Source organism: Cupriavidus sp. GW823-FHT06D04 (assembly GCF_058795055.1).
The window spans coordinates 48,390-72,322 of the sequence record NZ_JBXAHL010000008.1; the positions used below are offsets into that span (position 1 = coordinate 48,390).

A 23,933-nucleotide genomic window follows, 5' to 3' on the forward strand; every position below is an offset into this window, starting at 1 on the left:
TTTACCGGTTTTGCGCACCGCTCCGGGTTTGTGGCGGCCCGGTTCGCCAAGTTATTCCGCCAGCTTATCCGCCGGCTTGCCGCGCAGGCTGCCGAACTGCAACGCGTACTGGCGCGTCAGTTCCGCGCCGAAAAAGAAGATCTGTGCCGAGTAATACACCCACAGCATCAGCGCCACCACCGAGCCCGCGGCCCCGTACGACGAGGCCACTGCGCTGTTGCCCAGGTACAAGCCGATCAGCCGCTTGCCGACCGAGAACAGCAACGCGGTGATGACCGCGCCCATGGTGACGTCGCGCCAGGCAATGCGCGCGTTGGGCAGCATCTTGAAGATCACCGCGAACAGCGCCGTCACCACGGCAAAGGAAAAGGCGGTGGAAATCACATCGGCCACCGGCGCGAACCACGACTGCGTCCACAACTGGCCCCAGAGGCGCTCCACCACGGCCAGCGCCGCGTTGACGATCAGCGACACCAGCAGCATGAAGGCCAGCACCAGCACCAGGCTGAACGACAGCAGACGCGCGCGCAGCAGTTGCTGCCAGCCCGCGGTCGCGGGCACTGGCACATGCCAGATGTCGTCCAGGCTGCTCTTGAGCTCGGCAAAGGCGCTGGTGGCGCCCACGAACAGGATGGCCGTCGCCACCAGCGCCGCCATGCCGCTGCCGCCGGCGCGGTGCGTGGCCGCCAGGATTTCCTGGATGGCCGCGGCGCCCTGCTCGCCCACCAGGCCTTCAAGCTGCGAGAAAATCTCGCCGCGCGCCGCCTCGGCGCCGAAAAACAGGCCGGCGATGGAGATCACCAGCACCAGGATCGGCGCCAGCGAGAACAGCATATAAAAGGAGAGCGCCGCCCCCTTGCTGGCCGCCCGATGCGCGAACCAGGAGTTGATGGCGGCGGCGACCACGCGCAGGGTGCGCGTGCCGGTATGGCGGTCCGGCAGCCAGTGCGGGCGGCGCCGGCGGGGCTGTGGCGCCGCGTTGCCGGCGGAAGTGGACGGGCGTTCGGTGTTGTCGGTCACGGCCTGGTGCTGGCGCGATGCGCCAGGCGGATCGCGGGTGCGTTGCGCATGCCTTCGCGTCACGGTCTGTGCGGCGAGGGCCCGTGCGTTCATCATACTGCGCATTGCACGCTGCCCCAAGCCGGCGTAGCGGGGCAACCTGCTACAGTAGGACGAGGCACACCTGCCGGCGCAACCCGTGCCCGCGCGCCGGCGCAAGGAGGCACCGTGACCTGCAACCTCCGCACGCGCCCAGCGGCCGTGCTACTGATCATCGGGATGCTGGGCTGCGCTGGCTGCGAACGCAGCCAGCCGGGGCCCAAGCCCATCTCCGGCACGGCGGCCAGCGCCGCCCCGGGCGCGCCCGCCACGCTCAATCCCGCCGACACACCAGGTGCGCCGGCCTCCGGGCAGCCACGCTGACGGTGCTATAGGCACTGCAGGCACCGACCGGGGCGTACCCGTTTCTGCGTGACCCATCGGCGGCCGGCGCAGGTGTTGTCGGGCCGCGCCCGCTGCAACACCGGTTTCAGGCGTGCAACGCGTTGCAAGGCCGCGCCTGCGGGCGTGGCGCAGCGCGTTATCCCGCACCCCGCGTACGCAACGGGCAGCCTGCGCCACACCAGCGCGGCCATCACGCGCGCGGCCGCGCGCAGGGCGCGTTGCAGTGGCGAAACCGATTGGTCTGCCACTGCGCCCCGGAGCCTGCCCGCGCTCGCCACGCACGCCGCAAACCCGCGTGGCATAAGCCTTTGCGGCCCTTGGCACACTTGTCGCTCAGGCTGGACAGGGGCACATGCGTCCGTGTCCGTTGAACCCGTCATTGCATGCAGGAGAAAACCCAGCCATGCGTCATCCGCCATCACGCATGACGGCGCGCCGGCGCTCCTACCGGCTCGCAGGTCCGCCACCGTCGGTGGTGGATCTGCTGTCGTCGCCGCTGTTGCCCCATCCGCGTGCGCGCACGCCGCCCGCCGCGCCAGCCGCACAAGGCGCGGGCTGCGCAGCGACGGCAAGGCAGGGGGTTGCCAGGACTGCCTTCCGGCGCCACGCGGGCAAGCGGCGCGCGTGACCGCAGGCTGCATCGGCGACGCAGGCATTCGCGGCAGGCTGGCGCCGCAAACAGAATGATGGCGGGCACACGCGCCAGCGTGCCCGCGCGGATTTGGTGCTCCGTCCCCCGGCGGGCACCGTTTTTTCCACAGGGAGGCACCCACCATGACAGCCGGAATGCTTGCCGCCACGGTGCTGGCGGTGTTCTCAAGCAGCGCCGCGGCGGCAAGCTATGCCTGGTTCGACCGCCCCGAAGCGGCCAGCGCCAACAGCCACGCGGCGGTCAGCAATGATGTCTACGTGCGCGGCTTTGGCTGGGCCTGGGGGGAACTGCAGCTATCCCCGGACACATCGTCCGGTGCCGCCATGCCAACGCCAGGGCGGCAAGCGCGCGACAAGCCGGAGCGCGGCGCGATCGTGCCGTGGCGCCAGCAAGACGAGAACGGGCCGCCGCGCCATCCGCGCGGCAAGCTCAGCATGAACCTTGCCGCCGAGCCGATGGATGCGGCCAGCGGCAGGTCCGGGGCCAGCCAGCCCCGTGCGGTGGTGCGCTGACGTGCCGACGGGCACGAGGAAAGGCGGAACCGGCGAGCGGACGTCGCCTGTTCCCCTTTCCTGCGGCGCCTGGGATTGCGCCCGGCCAGCGGCGACCTGCGCCGGCTGAGGCCCGCCAACCGCCAACCGTTTACTCGCCCGCCGTCGGCTGGCTCTCCACGCGAATGTTGTGCTTGTGCATGAGCCGGTACAGCGTCACGCGCGAGACATTGAGTTCGCGCGCGGCCGGCACCACGTGAAAGCCGTGGCTGGCCATCACGGTGCGGATGGCCTCGCGCTCGGCCTCTTCGCGGATCGCGTCGAGGGTCTTGCGCGGCAGTTCCGCCCCGCCATGCAGCTGCAGGTCTTCGGCGGTGATCTTGCGGTTGTCGGTCATCACGATGGCGCGGCGCACGCGGTTGATCAGTTCGCGCACGTTGCCCGGCCACGCGTACTGCATCATTGCCTGCGTTGCGCAGGCCGAGAACCCACGAATGCGCCGGTGCGCCTCGTGTCCGTGCTCGGTCAGCACCGCGTTGGCCAGCTGCAGGATGTCTTCGCCGCGCTCGCGCAGCGCCGGGATGGTCAGCGTCAGCACGCACAGCCGGTGGAACAGGTCGGAACGGAAACGCCCGTCGGCCTGTGCCGCCACCAGGTCCACGTGCGTGGCCGAGATGATGCGCAGGTTCAGCGGGATCGACTGGTGTCCGCCCAGGCGGGTGATCATGCCCTGCTGCAGGAAACGCAGCAGCGCCACCTGGCTTTCCAGCGGCAGGTCGCCGATCTCGTCCAGGAACAGCGTGCCGCCCTGCGCCTGCTCGATCCAGCCGATCTTGCGCTGGTTGGCGCCGGTGAACGCGCCCTTTTCATACCCGAACAGCTCGGACTGCACCAGGTGCGACGGAATCGCACCGCAGTTGATGGCGATGAACGGTCCCTTGCGCCGGCTCGAGGCATCGTGGATCGCCTGCGCGGCGAGTTCCTTGCCGGTGCCGGACTCGCCGGAAATGAACACCGGTGCCTCGTTGTGCGCCACCTTGGCCAGCGAGCGGAACATCGCCCGCATGGCCGCGCACTCGCCGATCATGGTGCCGCGCGAGGCGGTCTCCTGCGGGCGCACGCCGTGCAGCGATGCCATGCCCTGCGCATGCTTGAGCGTGTAGAGCAACTCTGGCATCGAGAACGGCATGCGCACGTAGTCGACGCAGTAGTCGCGGATCAGCCGGCGCACGCGCTCCTGCGCCAGCATTTCATCGGAGGTGATGGCCACCCACGTAATGTGCAGGTACTGCAGTGCCTGTTCGAGCTGCGCGAACTCGGCATCGCTGTAGTCGGACTGCAGGTCGATCACGCCGGCCATGGGCGGGCAGGCCCGCACCACGCGTTCAAGGTCGCGAATCTGCTGGACCCGGCGGATTTCCCATCCCGTGGCGCTGCCAGACGGGTCAAAACCAAAATCTTCATGACGCGACACGACCACGATCTGTGCAGTGCGTGACGCCTTGCACAGTCGGTCCATCACGATCTCCCGGACGTTAGGCTTGTTTTTGGTTCCGGCACCCGTGTCCGCCGTCGCGGTCTGGGGCCGCGGCGGACGGTGGGGCTGAACTGGCTGCGGGCACGCACCCGCGCGCGACGTCGGTATCACGAGCTGGACAGACTGCGGAGTTGCTCATCGGGCGCGGCAAGGTAGTCCGCACCTGCCTGGAGCTGATCGCGGATACGCCGCCGCACAGTCTCCTTTTCACGCATCAACTCCAGGCGCGGCGCCTGCGGCGACTGGCCGGAGTATTGGTAGTAGAGCGTCTTGTAGGTCAGCTGGCTCAGGATCCATTCCTGCAGCAGCGTGCGCTGGCGTGCCAGTTCGCCCTCGAGCAGGCGATGGCGGCGCAACAGGTTGGCCACGGCCGCGCGCGCGCTGTCGCTGAGTTCGCTGTCTTCGGCAAGCAGGGCGGCCACGTCGGCCGTCGCGCCCTCTTGGACTGCCCGCTTGCTGGGCGCTTCGCCTGCGGCTTCCCCCACGGCAGCCCAGGCATGATGGATGGATCGGATGGAGCGGTTATTAGTCTCCCTGACAGGCCCGATGGCGGGTCGCCGGATCTCTCCTGCGGTCATGATAATCCCCGTTGAACAACATCCCCCGGCACTACACGTCTGCGGTTACCACTTGTCAGTCTTTGAGCTAGTTTTTTGTCTGCGTGGCGCGCGTGTTTCCCGCACGCTCCCGGATGGTGGCTATGCCGCCTTGTTGACGGTCTGGTCCGAAAGGTCCCCCGACTGGCGAACGGCGCTCAAGCGCTCTCGGTTGGCTCCGACATCCTGCCGCATGCACCGGAGTCAAGAAGGGGCGCCTTGCCGCGCCCCTCTTTGCCACGTCTATAGTTCAGTGCATTTGGGGCACTTTGTCCAGCCCCGCGTGGGTGGCTTACAGCCAATCTCATACTTTGGTATGAGGCCGCGCGCACACTACCCGCTGGCCTGCGAATACACACTTTTCCGGCACATTCCCGGCGGCCAACGTTAGCACATATGCTACGCAGAAACGGGTACGCTTTCACACCCCCGAACGGGTGATAACGGCCCCGTCTCCGCGGGGAATGGCAAGCCGCGCCCCATGCCGCGAGGGCGTGGCGGACTGTCACGCAGAAACAGGTACGCCCGGCCTGTGGGCCCGCCTGCGCGGCACGCAGAAACGGGTACGGCTGGCGAATGCGGGACGGCGCTGAGGCACCGCCCAGCATCACGATGGCGATATCATGACAGCGGCGCACCATGAAAAAAGGCGGCCCTGGCCGCCCTTCCTTCATCCCATGCCGGCTGGCACGCTCAATGCCCTGGCAGGTAGTAGAACTTGAAGATGAACACCGCCGCGATGATCCACACCATCACGGGCACGCTGCGGGCGCGGCCAGTCAGCAGCTTGAGCGCCGCGTAGCTGATAAAGCCGAACGCAACGCCGTTGGCGACCGAGTACGTGAACGGCATGCCAAGCGCGGTCATCACCGCGGGCACGACTTCGGTGACGTCATTCCAGTCGACCTCCAGCAGCTCGCGCAACATCAGGCAGGACACATACAGCAACGCCGGCGCAGTGGCATAGGCCGGCACCGTGCCGGCCAGCGGCGCGATGAACAACGCCGCGAGAAACAGCACGGCCACCGTCACCGCCGTCAGTCCGGTGCGCCCACCCGCCTGCACGCCGGACGCGCTTTCGATATACGCCGTGGTGGAAGACGTACCGAGGAACGAGCCCGCCATGATCGCGGTGCTGTCGGACATCAACGCCTTGTTCAGCCGGTCCATTTTCCCGGCCTTGAGCAGGCCCGCGCGGTTGGCCACGCCCATCAGCGTGCCGGTGGCGTCGAACAGTTCCACCAGGAAGAACACCAGCACCACGTTGATGATGCCGATCGACAGCGCGGCGGAGATATCGAGCTTGAACAGCGTCGGGCTGAGCGCCGGCGGCGCGGAGAACACGCCGTGGAAGGTGTTGCCGGCAAACGCAAAGCTCAGCAGCGTGGTCAGCAGGATGCCGATCAGGATCGCGCCCTTCACCCGCAGGTGGTCCAGTGCCACGATCACGAAGAAGCCGATGATCGCCAGCACCGCCGAAGGCTGGTGCAGATCGCCGATGGTCACCAGCGTGGCCGGGCTGGCGGTGACGATGCCGGCGTTCTTCAGCGCGACAATCGCCAGGAACAGGCCGATGCCCGCGGTGATCGCCACGCGGATCGAATGCGGAATGCCGTTGACGATCAACTCGCGCACGCGGAACAGCGTCACCAGCAGGAACAGGCAGCCGGAGATAAAGACCGCGCCGAGCGCCGCCTCCCACGCAAAGCCCATGCCCTTCACCACCGTATAGGCAAAGTACGCGTTCAGGCCCATGCCCGGCGCCATCGCGATCGGGTAGTTCGCGTAGAAACCCATGATCAGCGTGCCGATCGCCGCGGCCAGGCACGTGGCGACGAACACCGCGTCTTTCGGCATGCCCGCATCGCCCAGGATCGACGGGTTGACGAAGATGATGTACGCCATCGTCAGGAAGGTGGTGACGCCGGCGAGAATCTCGGTGCGCACATCGGTCTGGTGTTCGCGCAGCCTGAACAGGCGCTCGATCAGCGAAGGCGCGGCCTGGGGCTGGCCGTGCGGCGGATTGGCGGTTGACGTGCCCGGCTTGGAAGCGGGTTCCGGCATCGACATGACTGGTCTCCTGATATCGTTATCGTGTGCGCAGCGACAAGGACGGCGCGGCCGCCGGTGGCTGGCTTCGGCCTGACGCAGCCTGCGACGCCCCGCTGTGCGGCAGGCGTACTCTGGTGCAGGTCAGCCCCGCTTCGCCATGGCACAGGCGAATAAGCGATATGCAAAAGGCGTGATGATCCCACAGCGCACACCGCGGAAGCCAGCGCCGCAACCGGCGCATTCCGGGGCGTCCCCAGCTTGACGCTTGCGGCAATCCCCCGTATAAAGCCGCCTAGATTCAAGCGACGAGGCAACAGTTCATTCGTTAGCCACCGTCTGGTACTTCGGTTGTCCATGGTGTCCTTTCCTTGAGTTCCCCGTGTCGGATGACGTTTTCGTCATGCGATGTTTTTTGTCCTTTTTCTGGAAAGCAAATCATGCAAACCGGTATCGTCAAGTGGTTCAACGACGCCAAGGGCTTCGGCTTCATCAAGCCGGACGCGGGTGGTGACGACCTCTTCGCCCATTTCTCGGAAATCCGCGCCGACGGCTTCAAGTCGCTGCAGGAAAACCAGCGCGTGCAGTTCGAAGTCAAGAATGGCCCGAAGGGCCTGCAGGCCGCGAACATCACCCCGCTGTAAGCGTTGACTGCCGGCGCGCCCCGTGCGCGCCGAACAGCATAGAACCCCGCCCGATGGCGGGGTTTTTTGTTTTCAGACGCAGGTAGCGCCACTGGCGGCGCTACCTGCGCCACCTTCATCACACCCCGGCCCGCCCCGCTCCCGCCTGCCCCGATCGCCGGCCAGGCGCCCCGCTCTTGCTCCCGCCCGCCGATGCGGCCGACAGCCAGCACTCCTGGCCTTGCGCGGCACGCCATCCCGCTCACCACCCTGCCTCTCGCCCCACGCAGAATCGGGTACGCCCTGCTGCGCCGCACGAAGTCCAAGGCTGCCCGTGGACGTCGCAGAAATGGGTACGGTCGGCCTGCCGGGCTAACTCGCGCTGTGCAGCGCCGTACGCAGAAACAGGTACGCCCTGCGGCGGATGTGGCCTTTCCAGAGGCCTTCTGGCACGCAGAAACGGGTACACCTGGATTTTTCTTCACCTTTGATTCGGTCGATGGCAGCGCTTGTCTGCTCCCGCATTCCGCCGACATATCCACAAAACGGGACCGGGCCGACGACGCAGAAACGGGTACGGCGGATGCTGCAACGCAGTAGCCACCTGAAGGCCTGAGGCTGCCCGCACCCAACGCAGAAACAGGTACGCCGGCGGGAGCAGGTGCACAACGTCATGGCACGCAGAAACGGGTACGCCCCCAAAGATGCGAGGCGGATGGCCACCAGGTCGCGCCGCGGCAACCATGGCATGTCTGCGCAGAAACGGGTACGGCACGCACCTTGGCGAGTTTGTCACGTATACGTTGAGTGTAAGCGCTAGCTTTTTATGCAGCGCCCATGTACAATGGAAACTGGGTGGCAATTCCGCTGGCGCAACCCCAGAAGTCTGCGCAGAAACGGGTACGCTGGGCCGAGGAAGTCCGGTGGCAGGCACGCAGAAACAGGTACGCTTCGCCGCGCACAAGACTCCCGGGGCGGGACGCAGAAATGGGTACGCCGCAGAAACAGGTACGCTGCGCCAGCACGGCGGTCGCTTTTCAGGCCAGCGCAGAAACAGGTACGGTTTCAGGCTTCGGAACGCAGAATCGGGTACGCATGGCGCGCAAAGCGCCCGGCGGCAGATCGGCAAGTGAACCTGTTTCTGCGTGGATAACCGGGCCCTGGCGGTGCTTTTCTGGGGAAGGAAGACTCAAAACACCCGTAAACTGCGTATACCCGGCGCTCGCTCGCAGAAACGGGTACGGTTTGTGGGGTAGCCGCTGTGGAAAAGGCTGTGGAACCAGCGAGTTATCCCCGCAGAAACCAGTTCGCGCCACCCGCAGATACAGGTTCGGCTCGCCGCAGATATGGGTTCGGCCTTTCGCAGAATCGAGTACGCTTGTCCGCAGAATCGGGTTCGGTGGGGTTGCTTTTTCCCTTAGGAATCAAGGCCCTGAACTTCACGTATACGGTTTACAAGTAGTTAACCCGTATCGGTATCGTTTACTGGTAGTGGATGGCTGGCGAACCGTGGACAACCCTGGCGGGTTGCCCACCGTCCGCCACCATGCGACCAATCGTGAGATCCCCAACTGGCAGAAAACAGGCGAGCAGGGCAAAGGCTTTGCGTACCTGTTTCTGCGTGACAACCTTTGCGGCTTCGAGTACAAAGGCGGGTAATCTGAAGCTCGCCAATATGCCCATCAAACGCTCCCCGGCCACCACGGGGGATCGACGCGTCCTCGACCTGGACGCCGAACCCTCCCGCATCATTGTTCCCGGCAACGAGAACAACCTGGTTCCGTCCGAGAAATTCCAGCGTCTGTTCGACGAAGCGCAGGCCATGGAGCGTGAAGACGCCTGGCAAAGCGGCGAAGTCGGCTTCCTGAGCCGCGCCAGCGTTCAGGTGACGCTGCCCTACCGCGCGCCCAAGGGCGCGCCGCCGGTATGGACCCGCACCAGCGGCAATATCTCGCTGATGATCCAGCCTGGCTACTTCACGCAGCAACGCTCCGAGCGTGCCGCCAACGGCCGCCAGAAGCTGGTGTCCGAGACCGTTTCGCTGGGCTACCCCTATGGCTCCTATCCGCGGCTGATGCTGGCCTGGATCGGCAAGGAGATCATGGCGAAGAAAAAGCGCGGCGAATTCACCGGCACGGTAGAGGACCGGCGCATTTCGCTGGGCAATTCGCTGTCCGAGTTCATGTACAACCTCGGTATTCCGATGGCCACCGGCGGCAAGCGCGGCACCATGACGCTGGTGCGACAGCAGATGATCCGCCTGTTCTCGGCCACCATTGCCATCGTGCAGAACAAGTCGACGCCGAGCCAGAACCAGAACCCCAACCACGAGCCGCTGTCGATCGACCGGGTGGGCTACCTGCTGGCCGACCAACTGTCGACCTGGTGGGACCCGATGCAGCCCGGCCAGGGGTCCATGTTCGAGAGCTTCGTGGTGCTGTCCGAGCCGTTCTTCAACGAGCTGGTCAACCGTCCGGTGCCGGTGGACATGCGCGCCCTGAAAGCGCTGAAGCAGTCGCCGTTCGCGCTGGACGTGTATTCGTGGCTGACCTATCGCTTCTTTACGATCCAGCGCCGCACGGAAATCCCGTGGGAAGCACTGCAGATGCAGTTCGGCACCGAGACCGAAAGCGAGCGCAAGTTCCGCGCGCTGTTCCGCAAAGCCCTGAAGGATGTGCTGGTGGTGTACCCCGGTGCCAAGGTCGATGCGGATTCGTCCAAGGCACTGATCCTGCAGCCCTCCCGGACCAGCGTACGCAAGCTGGGCTGATCTCCTGACTACCGGCCCGGGCCGCGCCCGCCATTGCGCGCGCTCTCGGGACGGCAGCAGCGGAAGGCGTCCACCATGCCCGCTCCCCTGAGTGCAGAAAAGGCAAGCATTGAACGCTTGCCTTTTTTGGTTTGCCCGCCGCGGACGGGTCCGCAACGGGCGGGTCAGCCGAGGCTGGTCAGGCCGGCTTGATTGCCGAAGCCTGCAGGCCCTTCGGGCCTTGCTTGACTTCAAACGTCACGCGCTGCCCATCCTTCAGGGTCTTGAAGCCCGAGCCCTGGATTTCCGAGAAGTGCGCGAACAGGTCTGCACCACCGTCGTCCGGGGTAATGAAGCCAAAGCCCTTGGTCTCGTTGAACCACTTGACCGTACCGGTTGCCATAGGAATTTCCTTTTCGAAGCAAGTTCTTGTACACAACGCAAACAACCGTTCAAGCACGTTGAGTTCTCGTAGATACCGAACGGAAGCCGACGAGGTTGACACGACTTGACTCGACTGTAGCGCGCATCATAACCACTTTGGATTGCGGTGTCATGTGCGGCGTAATGCGCACTACAGATACTTTAGGCACATTCCGGCCTGCTTTTCAAGCAATTTTACGGTCCGGCCTGATTCCGGCTGCCAAATGGCGGCCGGTGCTCCCAGTGGCCGTAACATATATTTTGTAAATTTGAAAAACGGTTGAAGCATCACCTGGTTTTGGCTACAGTTGCGCCTTAAGAATCAACCGCGCTTTCAGCGCTGAAAGAGAGGTCGCAGTGCCAGCCAAAATCATCACAGTCTTTAACCAGAAAGGCGGTTGCGGCAAGACCACGGTCAGCATGCACCTTGCCGGCACGCTCGGCCTGCGCGGCGCCCGCTCGATGCTGGTCGACATGGACGAGCAAGGCACCGCCACCCGATGGGCGGCGCAGGCCAGCGACGAGCGGCCTTTCCCGGCTTCCGTGATCGGCCTGGCGCCCTCGGGCGGCGCCATGCACCGCGAGGTCCGCAAGTTCGTCCAGGATTATGACTATATCGTCGTGGATTGCCCGCCGGCGGTGCATTCGGCAGCGCCATCGAGCGCGCTGCTGATTTCCGATCTTGCCATTATCCCGGTGGTACCTTCGCCGCCGGATCTGTGGGCGGCGGTAGCGGCCAAGACGCTGGCGCAACACGCCCAGGTCCAGAATGAATCCTTGCTGATCCGCGTGATGGCCAATATGGTCCAGCGCCGCGTCTCGATCGCGCGCCAGGCTATTGAAATCCTTGGCGACGACGGCGACGTACCGTTGTTGAATTCGATGATTGGGTCGCGCTCGGCATTCCGGGAATGCCAGGCGATCGGCTGCACCGTGCATGGCGTTGCCGGCGCACGTGAGGCGGTGCAGGAGGTCGACATGATGGTCGACGAAATACTGTCTTTGATTGAGCACTAGGCATGGCTACCAAACTGAAGAGCCTTAAGGCTGGCATGCTGGCCGGCATGGCGGCCGAAAAGAACCGCAACGAAACGCTGGACCGCTTCGCACGCGCGGAAGCGGCCATTTCCCAGCATCCGAACGGCTTGCTGCAGGGCAGGGGAGCCGATGGCACGCCCGTTTTCAGCGCTGAAAGTCTCGGCGAAGCCGCCAAGGGCCGGCAGCTGATCAGAATCCCGCTGGCGCAACTGCACGACAATCCCCTCAACGCTCGGCGCCTCTACGATCCGGCCGTGGTGCAGGAGCGGGCGGCATCCATCGCCACGCACGGCCAGAAGACACCCGGCCTGGCCGCGCCCGACCCGGCGCGCTCCGGCCATTACATCCTGATCGACGGTCATTACCGCAAGCGAGCCCTGGCCTCCGCCGGCAAGCTCGAGATGGAATGTTTTGTCGAAGACGACCTGAGCGACCTGGACTTCTACCGGCTGTCGTTCATGCTCAACGAGCAACGCTCGGACCAGTCGGCGCTGGACAATGCGATCGCCTGGCGCCAGCTGCTGGACGAGGGCAAGGTCCAGAAGGAAGAGGAAATTTGCGAGCTGACCGGCATCTCGGCCGGCACCGTGAACAAGACGCTGGCGCTGCTGCGCCTGCCCGAGTCCGTGCTGGGCGTGATGCGCGAGCGCCCGAGCGCGATCGGCATCGCCGCGGGCTATGAGCTGACGCTCTACTGCAAGCTGGCGGGCGAGGAGCGCACGCGCGACCTGGCGGCGCGCATCATCAATGACGGCCTGTCGAGCCGCGAGGTTGAAGCCATCCGCAAGCATGCGCAGGAGGGCAAGGCGCGTAAGGTCAAGGAAATCAGCCGGCAATACAAGATCCGGACCGACAGCGGCCAGTTGCTGGGCACCATCAAGGAATGGGACTCGGGACGCGTGATGCTGGACGTGCAGCTGAGCGACCGCAGTGCCCGCGAGGCGCTGGTCGAGGCCCTGAAGGCCCGCTTCGGGCTGGACAAGACGCTGCTCTGAGCCGGACAGGCAAGTCATGATGCTGCGGCGGCAGTACTGCCGCCGCAGAGCTCAGGCGAGCAGGTCGCGCGGCGACCGCGCTCCAAACTCCGGATCACAGGTCTTGCGGTAGCGCTCAAGCATGCTGGACAGCAGGGCGTGAAGGCCGCGCACCGAGTAGCCGGCCTGGGGCAATGCCGCCAGCTTGCGCTGCGCGCGCCGGGTCGGCGGCGCGGCGGGTGGAGCGATCAGCGAGGCGTCTTCGGTGCCCGCGCCATCCCACTGGAGATTGCGGTCACGCCAATGCCGGGCCAGTGCGTGCTGCGTGGCCGGGCCAAAGCCAGGCGTTCCGTCTGGCGCAGCGCTTCCCATACCGTCTTCCCGGCTCCGCACAGGCGGCTGCTTCGGGGCCAGTGAACGCCGCGTGACCGAGGTCAGCCGGTCCAGGCTGAGCCGGTGTTCCCGCAACAGCAGGATTGCCGCATGGGCCGTCCGGTAGCGCTGGCCATCGCCGTCGCCTCCCCGGCGTTCCAGCCATGACAGGAAGGGGGCCAGGCTGGCTGCGGGAACCTGCGTGGCGTCCGGCCGCGCCGCCGCAGTTGCCGCCATTGCTTCGGTACCGTCCGAGACCTGCGCTGGCCAGAGCGCTGCGCCGGGGTACCCGTTGGCATGCATCCAGCGGAAGAGGGCGGCCAGCACCCGCATGCTGTGCCGCACGCTTGCCGGACTAAGCGGGCCGGTGAACGGACGCCATGCGCCCAGGTGGCGCGGTGCGCGCGGTCCGCACCAGCGGCTGGCCGGTTCGGGCTGTGCCAGGAAGCCCAGGTAGGCCCGGCGGTCGTCCAGATCGAGCTGGGACAGGCCCTTGCGACGCTCCAGCGCTGCCCAGAGCAGCAAGCGTTCCGCCTCCTTGCGGTAGGCCGAAAACGTGCTGCCGCTGTCGCCGGCGGCATCGCGCAGCCAGGCCTGGACCACGTCCAGGCCCTGGCTGTACGGGCAACTGGCGTCAAGGTCCAACGCGGGCGACGCGGTCATCCATTCGAGCGGCAACGGCTGGCGCATCCCTGGCCCCAGCCCGCCTTGCTCGACCAAAGTGCGGTTGCCGATATGCGCGCCCAGCAGCGGCTTGCCGTCCGGGTCCCGGAAGGCGGCGCGGTTCTCGCTGAGCCAGCGGTTGACGGCCGCGCCGGCCAGCGCGCCAATGCGCGGGACGGCTCGCCACCAAGCGCCGCCGCGTTGGTTCGCGAGCGCGAAAAGAGTATTAAGCGTCACAATTTCGGCTTTGCGCAGGCGCCGGGCCAAAGCCGGAGCAAACCACAACTCCACGCCATGCTGGGGGCGCGGCGCCGCCGTGCCCAGCCGTTCGAGCTCGGCCAGCGCGTCCACCCGGCGGTCCATGCCGCGGTTGGAGCGGCCGGGGCCGGCCAGCAGCAGTTCGGCCAGGTCTCCCCGGCCATGCAGGTGCGCAAGCTGGACCATCCGGTCGCGCAGGGCAAGCAGGATCCGCAGTGAAGACTCGGCCCCGTCTTCGTCGTCATCGGTTTCGTCGGCCAGGTAGCGGGGCACCACCATGGCCGCCGGCATGCCCTGGACATAGGCGCGCACCGCCGCAAATTCGCTGCGGGTGAGGCTGACCGTCATCATTCCAGGAATCATGGGCACGTATGCGCTGAATGGCTAACTTATTGATTTATAAGGCACTTGAAGCGAGCGAGAATTCATCGGCCCCAAAATGCATAGCGAAATACAATGCCGATAATTTTATGCGTGTTTTCACTGGAAAGTCATCCCCGCTGGCCTTGTGCGATCCGTATGCTGGCGTCAGGCAGTGCTCGGGGAAAACCCGCCGCAGCGCACCATCACCTTGCATTCGCCCTACGCGTTTCATATGCTGCAGGTCAGGAGTTATAAATACTTAGATCAGACTTCAGTCGCATCTAAGACTGTTTCTACATAAGCGTGTTAACACGCAAAACGGGGCGATCCGGTATCTCCACGGGAAGGACGGACCTGCAGCCAGACGGGAAGGCTGCAAGGCGGTCTGGAGCGATGGCGGATCGTATGGAACTGCAACCGCAAGATAGCGGAGCATTTCCGACAAGCAAGCGCGGATTGTCGCAGGGTCCGTACTTGCCGCAATAATAAGAGAGCGGCCATGGCCACCATCCTCTTGATCGAGCCTCACCCCCTCCTGCGCCTGGGTCTGCGCCATCTGCTGGCCCAAGCACACATTCCTGGTGACCTGATCGATATCGATCCCCTCGCCCCTGTCGATTCGGATTTGTGGCTGTACGATGCCGACCTGCTGATCTATGGTCTGCCTGCCGACCACGCCGGCGGCTGGACCATGCTGGAGGACCTGTGCCAGCGGCTACGCCCGCAGCGCGTGCTGGTCCTGAGCGATCAGGCGGCACCATCGCTGCCGGATGCGGGCTTGCCTGACCCGGTGCGCGGTTGCGTGGCCAAGAGCTGCAGCGCGGATGCGCTCGATGCGGCGGTGCGGCTGGTGCTGGCCGGCGGCGAGTGTTTCCCGGCGCGTGCCCAGGGCAGCCACGCCTGGCAACCGGAACTCGAAGCCGGCCATGCCCCGGTGGCAGGCAGCGCAGGGCAGGGCGAGGCCCGGGTTGTGGCGCTGCGCGCAGGCATCGGCGAAGCCGTGCTCGACCACGCGGTGCCCGCGCCCCAGCGCCATTTCCAGGCGCATGCGACGTACCACGAAACCCCGTCGGCCGGCGCGCACCTGCTGAACATCACCGAACGTCAGTATGAAGTGCTTGCGCTGCTGGCGCGGGGCTATCCCATCAAGACGGTCAGCCGCATGCTGAATATCTCGGTGGCCACCGCGAAGACGCATGCCTGCACGCTGTACCAGCGCCTGCACGTGCGCAACAAAGGCGAAGCCGTCTACGTTGCCCTGCAGAAGGGTGCCACGCTCAACTGGGCCGGGCCCGCCACGCCCGCCAATCCGGTGACCCGCGTGCCGGCGCCCGACCACACCTGCCAGGCTGCATGACTGGTGGCGGCGCGGGGTTCCAAGGGGGGCAGGCGCGGATCAGCGCGTGGCGCCAGAGCGCTCCGGGCCGGCCGCGCCTCATCCTTATTGCGCGCGGCTCTCGGCCAAAAGCATGAGGCAATGGCGGCGGCGGCTTGCTACCTTGTGATGAAAGGCATCTGCAGACACTTTTGCCGGCGGCCGGCGCTGCTCTGATGCCCTGCAAGGCGGGCCGCGCCGCGGCCCGGATCCCGACCGGGTGGCAAGCGCATCTGCGGCCCGGGTCCGCTGCCAGACCGAGTCAATGCCGACCTACCTCATCGCCAGCAATGAAATGATGTGCCGTGTCCTGGCGCGTCGCCTGAACGCACTGGACGTGCCGCAGCCGATCACGTGGCGCACGCCGCAGTGGCTGCATGAATCCATGAGCGCATCGACGCAGGCCTCGTCATCGGAGCCGTCGCCGGACCCGGCCGATATTGCGCTGATCGACTGCAGCGCGCTGGAGGGCGACCCGCGTGCGTTGCTGGACCAGCTGCAGGCACGCCTGGCGCCACGGCGCTGGCTGGTGCTGTCCGATCGCCTCGATGCCACGCTGATGCTGCATGCCGCGCTGCTCGGTGCCAGCGGGTGTCTCCTGCTGCCGGCTCCGCTCGAACTGGTCTGCGCAGCCACCGCGCTGGTCTGGGCCGGCGGCCAGTGCTTTCCGCGCATGGCGCTGTCACTGACGGGCGCCAACGGGACGACCGCCTCCCTCCTTTGAGCGAGCAGACCTACATCCACCGGAGGAGTGCGCATCGCACCCGATTGCCTATGCTTGATTCGCCCGGAGGCAGAAGCCAGCCCAGTTTGCAGGCAGGCCGCCCCGGGGAAGTAAGGGGGTCATATGGAGGCCGGACTGGAATTCCTCGTCGTTCGCGGCTTTGCTGTGCGCGAAGGCAGAGGCAAGTGGGCGTGCTGCTTTGAGATCAGGCTGGCTGCCAGCCTGGACGATGGTTGCCACGCGGGTGCCAATGAGGGCAGCGATGAGCCGCTGCTCTACCGCGGTGAGCTGCACGGGCGTCAGTTTGACTGCGAGCTGGCCGCCGCCGACGCGGCCCGCGCGGCCGGCGAGCGCGAAGCGCGTCTGCGTGTGGAAAGCCTGAGGGCGCTGATCATTGCTCAGCATCGGCATCGCGTGCCGCCGCCACTCGTAGCCTGAGCCTGCAGGCATCCCGCGAGCATCATGCACAGTGGCACCCGGCGGCCTCGCCGGGTGCCACTGTGCCATTCCCTTCGTGATCGCGCAGCTAGTGTCCTGTTCCGTAGATCGCTTACCAAAATGAAATCGTCCAGTTGGCCGTCAGGCTAGGCGCGAGGAGGCGCCATAGCCGTAGCCATGGCAACGACGAGCAACGACGCATGGCGGGCAACTGGGCGATTTCATGGCAAGGCATTTGCGGAACAGGACACTAGCCGGCGAGCCAAAAAAGAAGCCCGCCGACCGGGGGACCATGCGGGCTTTGAAGGCGTGCGGGCCATACTGCCCGCCCACACGTCTCCTTGACGATAACCAATCGGCTCGCCCTCCTCCATCAACCAGAAGCACCATGCGCGCATATTTGCGGCTGAGTGCCCCTGAACTGCCTGCCTGTTTGTGCGCCGTCCAACAGACTGGCCTGAACCGCGCGCGCCAAGATCGCCATTACGGCCAATGGCAGCAAGAATCTGGCTCGGGTTCAGGGGGAGACGGAAATGACTGGTGTCAGCGCTCGGCCTGCCGTATCGCACGTCAGGCACGCGCGCGGGCCCGGCATGGGCCGTCCGTACCCGCTCATGAAACGGCAGGGCAGGCGCGGAGGTCACTAGTGCACGGCGACACCAGGATGCGTGGACGGGGCGGACCGGGGTTGCGCGGCGGCAATCCGGTGTGGTCGCACGTCAACTGCCATATCGACCTTTGGATCGAACTGCTGCACGGGCTGGACCTGCCGCCGGTCGCGGCACTGGCCTGCGCGGTGCGGCAGGACTTCGAGGCCGACCACTTCACGCAGTGCCGCTTTCCGGATGCCGACCTGGAGCGGCTGTACGGCCTCACCGTGCACGCGCTGGCGTTCTACGACTCACTCGAGTCGCACGTCGCGGCACAGACCTCGCGCGGCCATATCGTCGTGATGGAGCTGGACAGCAGCCAGCTGCCGCCACCGCGCGGCGCCGGCTACCTGCGCCATTGCACGCCCACCTGCATTGCCATCGATGTGCTGATCCCGGAGGCCGGCGCGGTCGGCTACTACCACTCCGACGGCTACCACACCGCGACCGGCGAGGACTACGCCGCCATCATTCGCCTGGCACCGGGCGTGCGCAGTGCCGAGGCGCTCCCCTTCATGCATGCCGACGTGGTCCGCCGCAACGGGCACCCGCACGCTGCCGAGACGCTGCTCGAGGCCTCGCTGGCATTGCTGCGCTTTCACCTGAGCAACCGTCCGCGCGAGAACCCCGTCACCCTGTTTCGCGCGGTGTTTCCCCAGCATCTCGAGCGGCTGATGGCGCGCGGCGAGCCGGGCTTTCACCACTACGCGTCGGGCGTGCTGCGCCAGCTGGGCGCCAATTTCGAGCTGCTGGCGCGCTACCTGCGCTGGCTGGTGATGCACGGGCAGGAGGTGCCTGAGAAGGCGGCGCAAGCCTGCTACACCATGGCATCGGAGGCGATGGTGATGCAGTTCCGCCTGATGCGCGCGGTCATCAGCCGCAAGCCGGACCCTTGTGAAGACTGCCTGGACCAGCTCGAAGCCTCATACCTGGCCAGTGTGCCGTTGCTGGCCGCGCATTTCGGCGAGTTCACGCCATGAGCCGGCTGATCGAGCCTGCGGCGGGCAACCGGTGGCCTGCGTGCCGCCTCTGGCGCGCGGCACAGAACCGGTTTGATCCGGCGCCGGCGGCAACCCGGTGCATCCGCCTTTTGCACGATAGCCCGCATCTCATGCCGACAGCGGAGGGCATGCCATGTATCCAGCCTTGCGTGCCTGCCGTGGCTGACTAGCCCGGAACTGCTTCCAGCCGCGGGGCCGCCTCGCCTCGCGCGGCGGCGGCAGACATCGCAGCCGCCGCGGGCGCATGGTGCCTTTGTCAGCGCCCGCTTCACTCTCGCCTTTCCGTCCAACCTCCCGATGGATGACCGTTTCCCAGCCGTTCGCCTACTGTCGGAGCGCGCTGCCATGACGCTAAATAGAGGCACTGGCTTGCAAAGAGCGCCGCATCTGGGTCGGTGGCGCAGCCAGCCGGTTCTCGGATAGCAGTCATGCCGAGCCAGGCCGGCAGAGCATTGTTCCCGCACACGGGATTGGACAGGGGGTACGAAAATGATTACGCATCGATCGGATCTGCATGTCAATCACCTGCTCAGCGCACTGCCGCGCGGCGAGTGGGAGACGCTGGCGCAGCACTTCGAGCTGGTCCGTCTGCGCGCCGGTGAACTCCTGACTGATTCCGGCCAACGCATCGTCCACGTCTATTTCCCGACCACCGCGGTGGTGTCGCTGCTGTCGCTGCTCGAGGACGGCGCGACGGTCGAGATTGCCGCGGTCGGCAACGAAGGGCTGGTCGGCATCCCCGTGGTCACCGGCGGCGACACCATGCCAAGCCGGGTGGAGGTGCGCAGCCCCGGCATGGCCTATCGCATTCCCGCCCGCCTGCTGCGCGGCGAGCTGCCGCGCCTGCCCACGCTGCAGCGCGTGACGCTGCTGTACGTGCAGGCCATGCTTACGCAGATCGCACAGACCGCGGCCTGCAACCGCCACCACTCCCTGAACAAGCAACTGTGCCGCTGGCTGCTGCTTGCCATCGACCGGCTCAGCTCCAATGAGCTGGTGATCACCCAGCAGGTCATCGCCAACATGCTCGGCGTGCGCCGCGAAGGCGTGACCGAAGCAGCCGGCAAGCTGGAAGACCTGGGCCTGATCCACCACAGCCGCGGCCATATCACCGTGCTCGACCGCTGTGGGCTGGAGAAGCATTCTTGCGAGTGCTACAAGCTCGTCAAGCGCGAGTATGACCGCCTGCTGCCCGCGCTGGCCAGCGCCTGAGCGGCACGCTCCGGCGCGCGTGGCCTGCGAAGCGCGGCGTGCATACGCCGCGCCGATCCCATTTGAGGAGCTGTACTCGTGAGCAGACTGTCATATGCCGGTGGCCCGGCAGAGAGCGCCACCCCGCGCCGTGATGCCCAGCCGGGCGTCACGCAGGCGCGCGCGCTGATGGACCACCTCGGCTGGATCGCCGCGGCTGGCGTGGCCGGTGCGGCCGCAGGCTTGCTGGTGGCGCTGTCGGCGCCGCCGCAGTATCGCGCGCAGGCACTGGTGCAGGTCGAGGGGCGCGATGGCGGCATGCGCAGCGTCGCCCAGATGCAGGGCCCGGCGGCCTTCGACGCGGGCCTGCTCAAGAGCCGCGCCGTGGTCGGTCCGGTGGTGGAGCGGCTGCGGCTCGATATCACCGCGCAGCCGCTGCGTGCGCCGCTGGTGGGCGCGCTGGTCCAGCGCTTTTCCACACCCGGCCAGCCGCGCGGCACCTGGCCCGCCAGCCTGGGCTATGCCTGGGGGGGCGAGCGCCTGGTGATCGCCAGCATGACCGTGCCCGAGGCGCTGGTAGATCAGCAGCTCACGCTCGAGGTGCGCGGCGAGGGCCGCTACCGCCTGAGCCAGCAGGACACCGTGCTGCTCGAAGGGCAGGCCGCCGAGACCGCGATGGCCAACGGCATTGTGCTGCGCGTGGACAAGATCGAGGCCGGGCCCGGTACGCGCTTCCAGCTCACGCGGCACGACCTGGCCCGCACCGCCGAGTCCGTGCGCCGCGGGCTCACGGTGGAAAGCGAACGCAGCGAAACCGCGGCGAGCCTGGGCGGCGCGGCCGACCCCCTGACCGCGCCGGGCGGCACCGTACGCGTGAGCTGGGAATACCCGGACCGCCAGCTTGCCGCCCAACTCGTCAACGGGGTGACGCGCGCCTATATCGACGGCCAGACCGACAAGCGCCGCCAGGACGCGGCCGGCACGCTCGCGTTCCTGTCGGGCGAGCTGCCGCGCGTGCAGAGCGAACTCACGCGCGCCGAAGAGGCGCTCACGCGCTACCGCGCGCGCACGGGTTCGCTGCAGCCCAGCCGCGACGCGCAGTCGTTCCTCAGCAACAGCATGGAGTACCAGCGCCAGATCGCAGCGCTCAGGCTTGAGCGCACGCGGCTGCTCCAGCGCTTCACGCCCGAGGCCAACGAGGTCCGCACCGTCGACAGCCAGATCCAGCAGATGACTCGCGAGCGCGCGGAGATCGACGCGCGCATGCAGACCCTGTCGGCCTCAGAGCGCGAATCGGTGGCGCTCACGCGCGACGTCAAGGTGGCCGAGGACATGTACATGTCCTTGCGCAGCAAGGTCGAGCAGCTGTCGCTGATGCTGTCCGACAGCTCCACCCAGATGCGCGTGGTCGATGCCGCAATCGCGCCGGTCACACCGGTCGGTCTCGGCGCGTGGCCGTTCGCTTCCGCCGGCGCCTTGCTCGGCCTGTGCCTGGGCGTGGCCGCGGTCAACCTGCGCCAGCGCATGCGCCCGTCGGTAGCCAGCGCCGCCGATGCCGAAGAGCGCCTGGGCATGGCCATGCTGGGCGATATCGCCTTCAGCAACGAGCAGACCGAGCTGGAACGGCTGGTCGATGCCAAGCGCCGCCTGGGCATCGCCTCCGGCTTTGTGCTGCCGCCCAATGTGCGCCTCGGCTGGCCCGACTCTGTCACCAGCGTGATCGACGCCGCCACGGCGGCCGCCCCCGAGGACGAGCGCGCGCGCGCCGAACGGCTGCTGCGCCAGGGCCTGCACGACCAGTTCCTGCTGGCGCGGCGCGCCCCGCATTCGCTCGCCGTGGAAGGCCTGCGCACGCTGCGGGCGGCGCTGCATTTCGCGTTGCGTGATGCGCCCAACTGCGTGGTTGCGGTGACCAGCCCCGCCGCCGCCGCCGGCAAGACCTTCGCCGCGGTCAACCTGGCGGTGCTGTTCGCTGAAGCCGGCCAGCGCGTGCTGCTTGTCGACGCGGACCTGCGCCGCGGCCGCGTGGCGGACTGGTTCGACCTGCCTGCCGAACCAGGGCTGGCAGAAGTGCTTGCGGGCCGCAGCGCGATCGCCGACGCGGTCAAGCCGAGCGTGGTCAACGGCCTGTTCCTGCTCAGCCGCGGCGCGGTGCCTGCGAATCCGTCCGAGCTGCTGATGCTGCCCGCGCTGGCTGAATCCCTGCGGCTGTGCGCGGGGCGCTTCGACCTGGTGCTGGTGGACACGCCGCCAGTGATGGCGGTGGCCGATGCCACGCTGGTGGCCAACCTGGCCGGTTCCACGCTGGTGGTGGTGCGCGCCGATGTCACGGCGACGGCGCAGGTCGACGAAACACTCAAGCGCCTGGCGCATGCCAATGCGCGGCTGGCCGGCGGCATCCTCAACGGTGTTATGCCCCGGCGCAGCAACCGGGCGGACTTCAACACCATCAATCCCTATCTGGGCATGCCCCTGCCGCCGCCACAGCTCAGGCATCCGGCGCTGGCAAAGTCAGAAGCGCCCGGGCAATCCTGAGCGGCAGGACGTCGGCCGTACCCATTTCTGCGTGCGGTCCGTTAGTGTCCTGCCGCAGGAATGGGCCGCGGCGGCAACGCGATGGCGTGCAAGTCAGGTCAGCGCGCCGGCGCGAGGCCGCTATGGCGCGAGCAGGATATGGGCACCAACGACGTTGTTTGCAGCATCGGCACCGGCGCCCACCTTGATGGTGTAGTTGCCACCGGTCAGGTCCGTCGTGATCGAGTTGTTCATGAACGTGGCTGCCTTGATGATGCCGACCACCGATCTGGAGCCGAAGTTCTTGTGCGGATAGGAAAGCTTGTTGCCTGAGAAGCTGGCAACCCCGGCCCTGATATTGGGAAAATCGTCGCGGTAGTCAGGCCCGTGCGTGCTGATGAAGGTGTTGTTTTCGATCACGACGCTTGCCCCCGCATCGGCCGCCTGGAGCCCGACGCCACTGCTCCTGATGGTGTTTCCCCTGACGATCGTATTCACTGCCTTCATGTCGCCAATGCCTTCCGAGAAAGAGGGATAAACACCGCCGTCGATGGTATCGATCTGATTGTTTTCAATGACGGCTCCGGGCGCCGACAGGATGATCACGTAAGGGTGCTTGTTCCCGGCCCGGCCGACGAATTCCGAATTCCGGATGGTGACGTTCTCGGTGTTGCGGCCATTGTCGCCGCCGACGAACTGCGAGCCTTTGTTGTTCACGAAGCGGCAGGCATCGAAGACCATGTCTCCGGTTCTTGCGGTCACGCCGTCGGCCGGCGTCCCGTCTGGCTCGATATCCACCCCGGCGGCGGGCGCGTGGGTAGGGTAGGCCCCGTCGGTCAGGCCCGTGTTGCGGAATGAGGAGTTTGTGATGCGGAAGGATCTTGCCTGCATGATGCTCATGCCCTGACGGGCATTGTTGTACGAATCCACCGCGTGGATGGTGCCATTGAGATCGGCGGTGAAGTCGCCGCCGATGAACAGGCCATCGCAGGCAAAGTGATGGATCTTCAGGTGGCTGAGTTCATAGTTGGAACTCGCGTGCGTCTGGATGCCGAAGGAAGGCGTTTCACTCAGGGGCTTGCCATTCGCCGAGGGCGGCCGCGACAGCTTGTCGACGTTGCCGTTGAGCTCCAGGCCCGAGATCCTGAAGTTGCTGGCGTTCCTGATCTCGAACCCGAGCTGGTGCCTGGCCGAATACCATGATCGGCCAGAGAAGTGGTCGTTGGTGATGGTGAAGTTCCCCTTGAAGGAAACCACGGACCCGGTGCAGCCGATCAGGCTGAAGTTGCTGGCTTTCAGCAGCCGGATATTCTGGTTATGGTTCGTCCAGGGACCGCGGGTGACGGCGTAGCGATCGATGTAGTAGGTGCCCTTGGGGAAATATACGATCTGGCGCCTGGTAAACCGTTGATTGGAAATATCCGCCGCCATCATCTGGAAGGCCAGATATTCATCCGTGACGCCATCTCCCCTGGCCCCGTAGGAGGTGATGGACCTCACGGTGGCGCCGGGATAAGCCTGTTTCTCGGCGCTCAGGAGGGGGCAGGGATCCGCGCGTCCGGAAGGCTTCGTGGCCGCGGCGTCTGCCGCGCCTGCGCCCGATGGGTTGCCGGAACCTTGCCGGGTCTCATTCGCACTCCCGCTTGTCGCCCGGGATCCGGCCTGCGCGTAGCTCGGAAGCAGCAGGAACGAAGAACAGGCGACAGCGGAGACTGACGGCCAGAGGCGCTTCGATTTCTTTCGCTTGTGCGGAGCAGACATCATGTCCCCCTGAATGACCGCTGGCTGACCCGGCGGTATTTGCCAGTA

At 66.2% G+C, this 23,933-nt stretch carries 20 protein-coding genes; 13 read left to right on the forward strand and 7 right to left on the reverse strand.

From position 1 onward, the window contains the following. Positions 1-51: 51 nt before the first annotated feature. Entirely contained in the window at positions 52-1,125 is a 1,074-nt protein-coding gene (locus AC1Q7H_RS13065; RefSeq protein WP_013954094.1) for a YihY/virulence factor BrkB family protein, read from the reverse strand. Between the two features lie 102 nt (positions 1,126-1,227). Between AC1Q7H_RS13065 and AC1Q7H_RS13070 the strand changes: the two genes are divergently transcribed. From AC1Q7H_RS13070 to AC1Q7H_RS13080, 3 genes are all read left to right on the forward strand, one after another. Then, positions 1,228-1,422, forward strand: a complete 195-nt coding sequence (locus AC1Q7H_RS13070) for a hypothetical protein (protein WP_228772433.1) — start codon at positions 1,228-1,230, stop codon at positions 1,420-1,422. Between the two features lie 424 nt (positions 1,423-1,846). After that, on the forward strand, positions 1,847-2,071 hold the full coding sequence (locus tag AC1Q7H_RS13075) for a hypothetical protein (RefSeq protein ID WP_226797972.1): 225 nt from the start codon (positions 1,847-1,849) through the stop codon (positions 2,069-2,071). 146 nt (positions 2,072-2,217) lie between these two features. Next, positions 2,218-2,607 (forward strand): hypothetical protein, encoded by a 390-nt coding sequence (locus tag AC1Q7H_RS13080; protein WP_153954304.1) that lies wholly within the window; start codon positions 2,218-2,220, stop codon positions 2,605-2,607. A gap of 130 nt (positions 2,608-2,737) precedes the next feature. Here AC1Q7H_RS13080 and AC1Q7H_RS13085 read toward each other — a convergent pair whose 3' ends face one another. The 3 genes from AC1Q7H_RS13085 to AC1Q7H_RS13095 all read right to left on the reverse strand — a co-directional run bounded on the left by AC1Q7H_RS13085 (position 2,738) and on the right by AC1Q7H_RS13095 (position 6,789). Then, positions 2,738-4,105: a sigma-54 dependent transcriptional regulator gene (locus tag AC1Q7H_RS13085; RefSeq protein WP_013954097.1), complete on the reverse strand. Its 1,368-nt coding sequence runs from the start codon at positions 4,103-4,105 to the stop codon at positions 2,738-2,740. A gap of 125 nt (positions 4,106-4,230) precedes the next feature. Then, entirely contained in the window at positions 4,231-4,701 is a 471-nt protein-coding gene (locus AC1Q7H_RS13090) for a hypothetical protein (RefSeq protein ID WP_013954098.1), read from the reverse strand. Positions 4,702-5,412: 711 nt separating this feature from the next. Then, the gene (locus AC1Q7H_RS13095) at positions 5,413-6,789 is read right to left on the reverse strand and encodes an NCS2 family permease (RefSeq protein WP_153954305.1); all 1,377 of its coding nucleotides are present in this window, start codon (positions 6,787-6,789) and stop codon (positions 5,413-5,415) included. Positions 6,790-7,208: 419 nt separating this feature from the next. On the opposite strand from AC1Q7H_RS13095, the gene AC1Q7H_RS13100 reads away from it, so the two are divergent. Next, the gene (locus AC1Q7H_RS13100; protein WP_010811149.1) at positions 7,209-7,412 is read left to right on the forward strand and encodes a cold-shock protein; all 204 of its coding nucleotides are present in this window, start codon (positions 7,209-7,211) and stop codon (positions 7,410-7,412) included. 1,654 nt (positions 7,413-9,066) lie between these two features. After that, the gene (locus AC1Q7H_RS13105) at positions 9,067-10,161 is read left to right on the forward strand and encodes a replication protein RepA (protein WP_013951727.1); all 1,095 of its coding nucleotides are present in this window, start codon (positions 9,067-9,069) and stop codon (positions 10,159-10,161) included. 178 nt (positions 10,162-10,339) lie between these two features. Here the strand turns inward: AC1Q7H_RS13105 and AC1Q7H_RS13110 are convergent, their stop codons facing one another. Further along, a complete protein-coding gene (locus tag AC1Q7H_RS13110) occupies positions 10,340-10,543 on the reverse strand; it encodes a cold-shock protein (RefSeq protein ID WP_006159056.1) in 204 nt (67 codons plus the stop codon). Between the two features lie 377 nt (positions 10,544-10,920). On the opposite strand from AC1Q7H_RS13110, the gene AC1Q7H_RS13115 reads away from it, so the two are divergent. Both AC1Q7H_RS13115 and AC1Q7H_RS13120 read left to right on the forward strand, forming a co-directional pair. After that, the gene (locus tag AC1Q7H_RS13115; protein ID WP_010811147.1) at positions 10,921-11,580 is read left to right on the forward strand and encodes an AAA family ATPase; all 660 of its coding nucleotides are present in this window, start codon (positions 10,921-10,923) and stop codon (positions 11,578-11,580) included. A 2-nt stretch (positions 11,581-11,582) separates the two neighbouring features. Next, on the forward strand, positions 11,583-12,596 hold the full coding sequence (locus tag AC1Q7H_RS13120) for a ParB/RepB/Spo0J family partition protein (protein ID WP_013951728.1): 1,014 nt from the start codon (positions 11,583-11,585) through the stop codon (positions 12,594-12,596). A gap of 51 nt (positions 12,597-12,647) precedes the next feature. On the opposite strand, the gene AC1Q7H_RS13125 is transcribed toward AC1Q7H_RS13120, so the two are convergent. Beyond that, positions 12,648-14,231 carry a phage integrase family protein gene (locus AC1Q7H_RS13125; RefSeq protein ID WP_194946817.1) on the reverse strand — a complete coding sequence of 528 codons (1,584 nt, stop codon included), beginning with the start codon at positions 14,229-14,231 and terminating at the stop codon, positions 12,648-12,650. Between the two features lie 499 nt (positions 14,232-14,730). On the opposite strand from AC1Q7H_RS13125, the gene AC1Q7H_RS13130 reads away from it, so the two are divergent. The 6 genes from AC1Q7H_RS13130 to AC1Q7H_RS13155 all read left to right on the forward strand — a co-directional run bounded on the left by AC1Q7H_RS13130 (position 14,731) and on the right by AC1Q7H_RS13155 (position 22,145). Further along, positions 14,731-15,588, forward strand: coding sequence for a helix-turn-helix transcriptional regulator (locus AC1Q7H_RS13130; RefSeq protein WP_013951730.1), 858 nt, complete (start codon positions 14,731-14,733; stop codon positions 15,586-15,588). Positions 15,589-15,871: 283 nt separating this feature from the next. Beyond that, positions 15,872-16,330, forward strand: coding sequence for a response regulator transcription factor (locus AC1Q7H_RS13135; RefSeq protein WP_013951731.1), 459 nt, complete (start codon positions 15,872-15,874; stop codon positions 16,328-16,330). 123 nt (positions 16,331-16,453) lie between these two features. Continuing rightward, entirely contained in the window at positions 16,454-16,768 is a 315-nt protein-coding gene (locus AC1Q7H_RS13140) for a hypothetical protein (protein WP_013951732.1), read from the forward strand. Positions 16,769-17,432: 664 nt separating this feature from the next. Then, positions 17,433-18,398: a DUF1839 family protein gene (locus AC1Q7H_RS13145; protein ID WP_013951733.1), complete on the forward strand. Its 966-nt coding sequence runs from the start codon at positions 17,433-17,435 to the stop codon at positions 18,396-18,398. A 510-nt stretch (positions 18,399-18,908) separates the two neighbouring features. Beyond that, positions 18,909-19,631 (forward strand): Crp/Fnr family transcriptional regulator, encoded by a 723-nt coding sequence (locus AC1Q7H_RS13150; protein ID WP_013951734.1) that lies wholly within the window; start codon positions 18,909-18,911, stop codon positions 19,629-19,631. 78 nt (positions 19,632-19,709) lie between these two features. Then, entirely contained in the window at positions 19,710-22,145 is a 2,436-nt protein-coding gene (locus AC1Q7H_RS13155) for a polysaccharide biosynthesis tyrosine autokinase (protein ID WP_492381381.1), read from the forward strand. 120 nt (positions 22,146-22,265) lie between these two features. On the opposite strand, the gene AC1Q7H_RS13160 is transcribed toward AC1Q7H_RS13155, so the two are convergent. Further along, positions 22,266-23,888, reverse strand: coding sequence for a glycosyl hydrolase family 28-related protein (locus AC1Q7H_RS13160; protein ID WP_436224513.1), 1,623 nt, complete (start codon positions 23,886-23,888; stop codon positions 22,266-22,268). Positions 23,889-23,933 lie beyond the last annotated feature (45 nt).

What these genes read in the sequence shown, in the direction of transcription:
- AC1Q7H_RS13120 (WP_013951728.1), top strand. Translation starts at nt 11,583, where the DNA reads ATGGCTACCAAACTGAAGAGCCTTAAGGCTGGCATGCTGGCCGGCATG.
- AC1Q7H_RS13130 (WP_013951730.1), top strand. Translation starts at nt 14,731, where the DNA reads ATGGCCACCATCCTCTTGATCGAGCCTCACCCCCTCCTGCGCCTGGGT.
- AC1Q7H_RS13160 (WP_436224513.1), bottom strand. Translation starts at nt 23,888, where the DNA reads ATGATGTCTGCTCCGCACAAGCGAAAGAAATCGAAGCGCCTCTGGCCG.
- AC1Q7H_RS13065 (WP_013954094.1), bottom strand. Translation starts at nt 1,125, where the DNA reads ATGCGCAGTATGATGAACGCACGGGCCCTCGCCGCACAGACCGTGACG.
- AC1Q7H_RS13085 (WP_013954097.1), bottom strand. Translation starts at nt 4,105, where the DNA reads ATGGACCGACTGTGCAAGGCGTCACGCACTGCACAGATCGTGGTCGTG.
- AC1Q7H_RS13080 (WP_153954304.1), top strand. Translation starts at nt 2,218, where the DNA reads ATGACAGCCGGAATGCTTGCCGCCACGGTGCTGGCGGTGTTCTCAAGC.
- AC1Q7H_RS13090 (WP_013954098.1), bottom strand. Translation starts at nt 4,701, where the DNA reads ATGACCGCAGGAGAGATCCGGCGACCCGCCATCGGGCCTGTCAGGGAG.
- AC1Q7H_RS13095 (WP_153954305.1), bottom strand. Translation starts at nt 6,789, where the DNA reads ATGTCGATGCCGGAACCCGCTTCCAAGCCGGGCACGTCAACCGCCAAT.
- AC1Q7H_RS13135 (WP_013951731.1), top strand. Translation starts at nt 15,872, where the DNA reads ATGCCGACCTACCTCATCGCCAGCAATGAAATGATGTGCCGTGTCCTG.
- AC1Q7H_RS13140 (WP_013951732.1), top strand. Translation starts at nt 16,454, where the DNA reads ATGGAGGCCGGACTGGAATTCCTCGTCGTTCGCGGCTTTGCTGTGCGC.
- AC1Q7H_RS13150 (WP_013951734.1), top strand. Translation starts at nt 18,909, where the DNA reads ATGATTACGCATCGATCGGATCTGCATGTCAATCACCTGCTCAGCGCA.
- AC1Q7H_RS13145 (WP_013951733.1), top strand. Translation starts at nt 17,433, where the DNA reads ATGCGTGGACGGGGCGGACCGGGGTTGCGCGGCGGCAATCCGGTGTGG.
- AC1Q7H_RS13125 (WP_194946817.1), bottom strand. Translation starts at nt 14,231, where the DNA reads ATGATTCCTGGAATGATGACGGTCAGCCTCACCCGCAGCGAATTTGCG.
- AC1Q7H_RS13075 (WP_226797972.1), top strand. Translation starts at nt 1,847, where the DNA reads ATGCGTCATCCGCCATCACGCATGACGGCGCGCCGGCGCTCCTACCGG.
- AC1Q7H_RS13105 (WP_013951727.1), top strand. Translation starts at nt 9,067, where the DNA reads ATGCCCATCAAACGCTCCCCGGCCACCACGGGGGATCGACGCGTCCTC.
- AC1Q7H_RS13100 (WP_010811149.1), top strand. Translation starts at nt 7,209, where the DNA reads ATGCAAACCGGTATCGTCAAGTGGTTCAACGACGCCAAGGGCTTCGGC.
- AC1Q7H_RS13110 (WP_006159056.1), bottom strand. Translation starts at nt 10,543, where the DNA reads ATGGCAACCGGTACGGTCAAGTGGTTCAACGAGACCAAGGGCTTTGGC.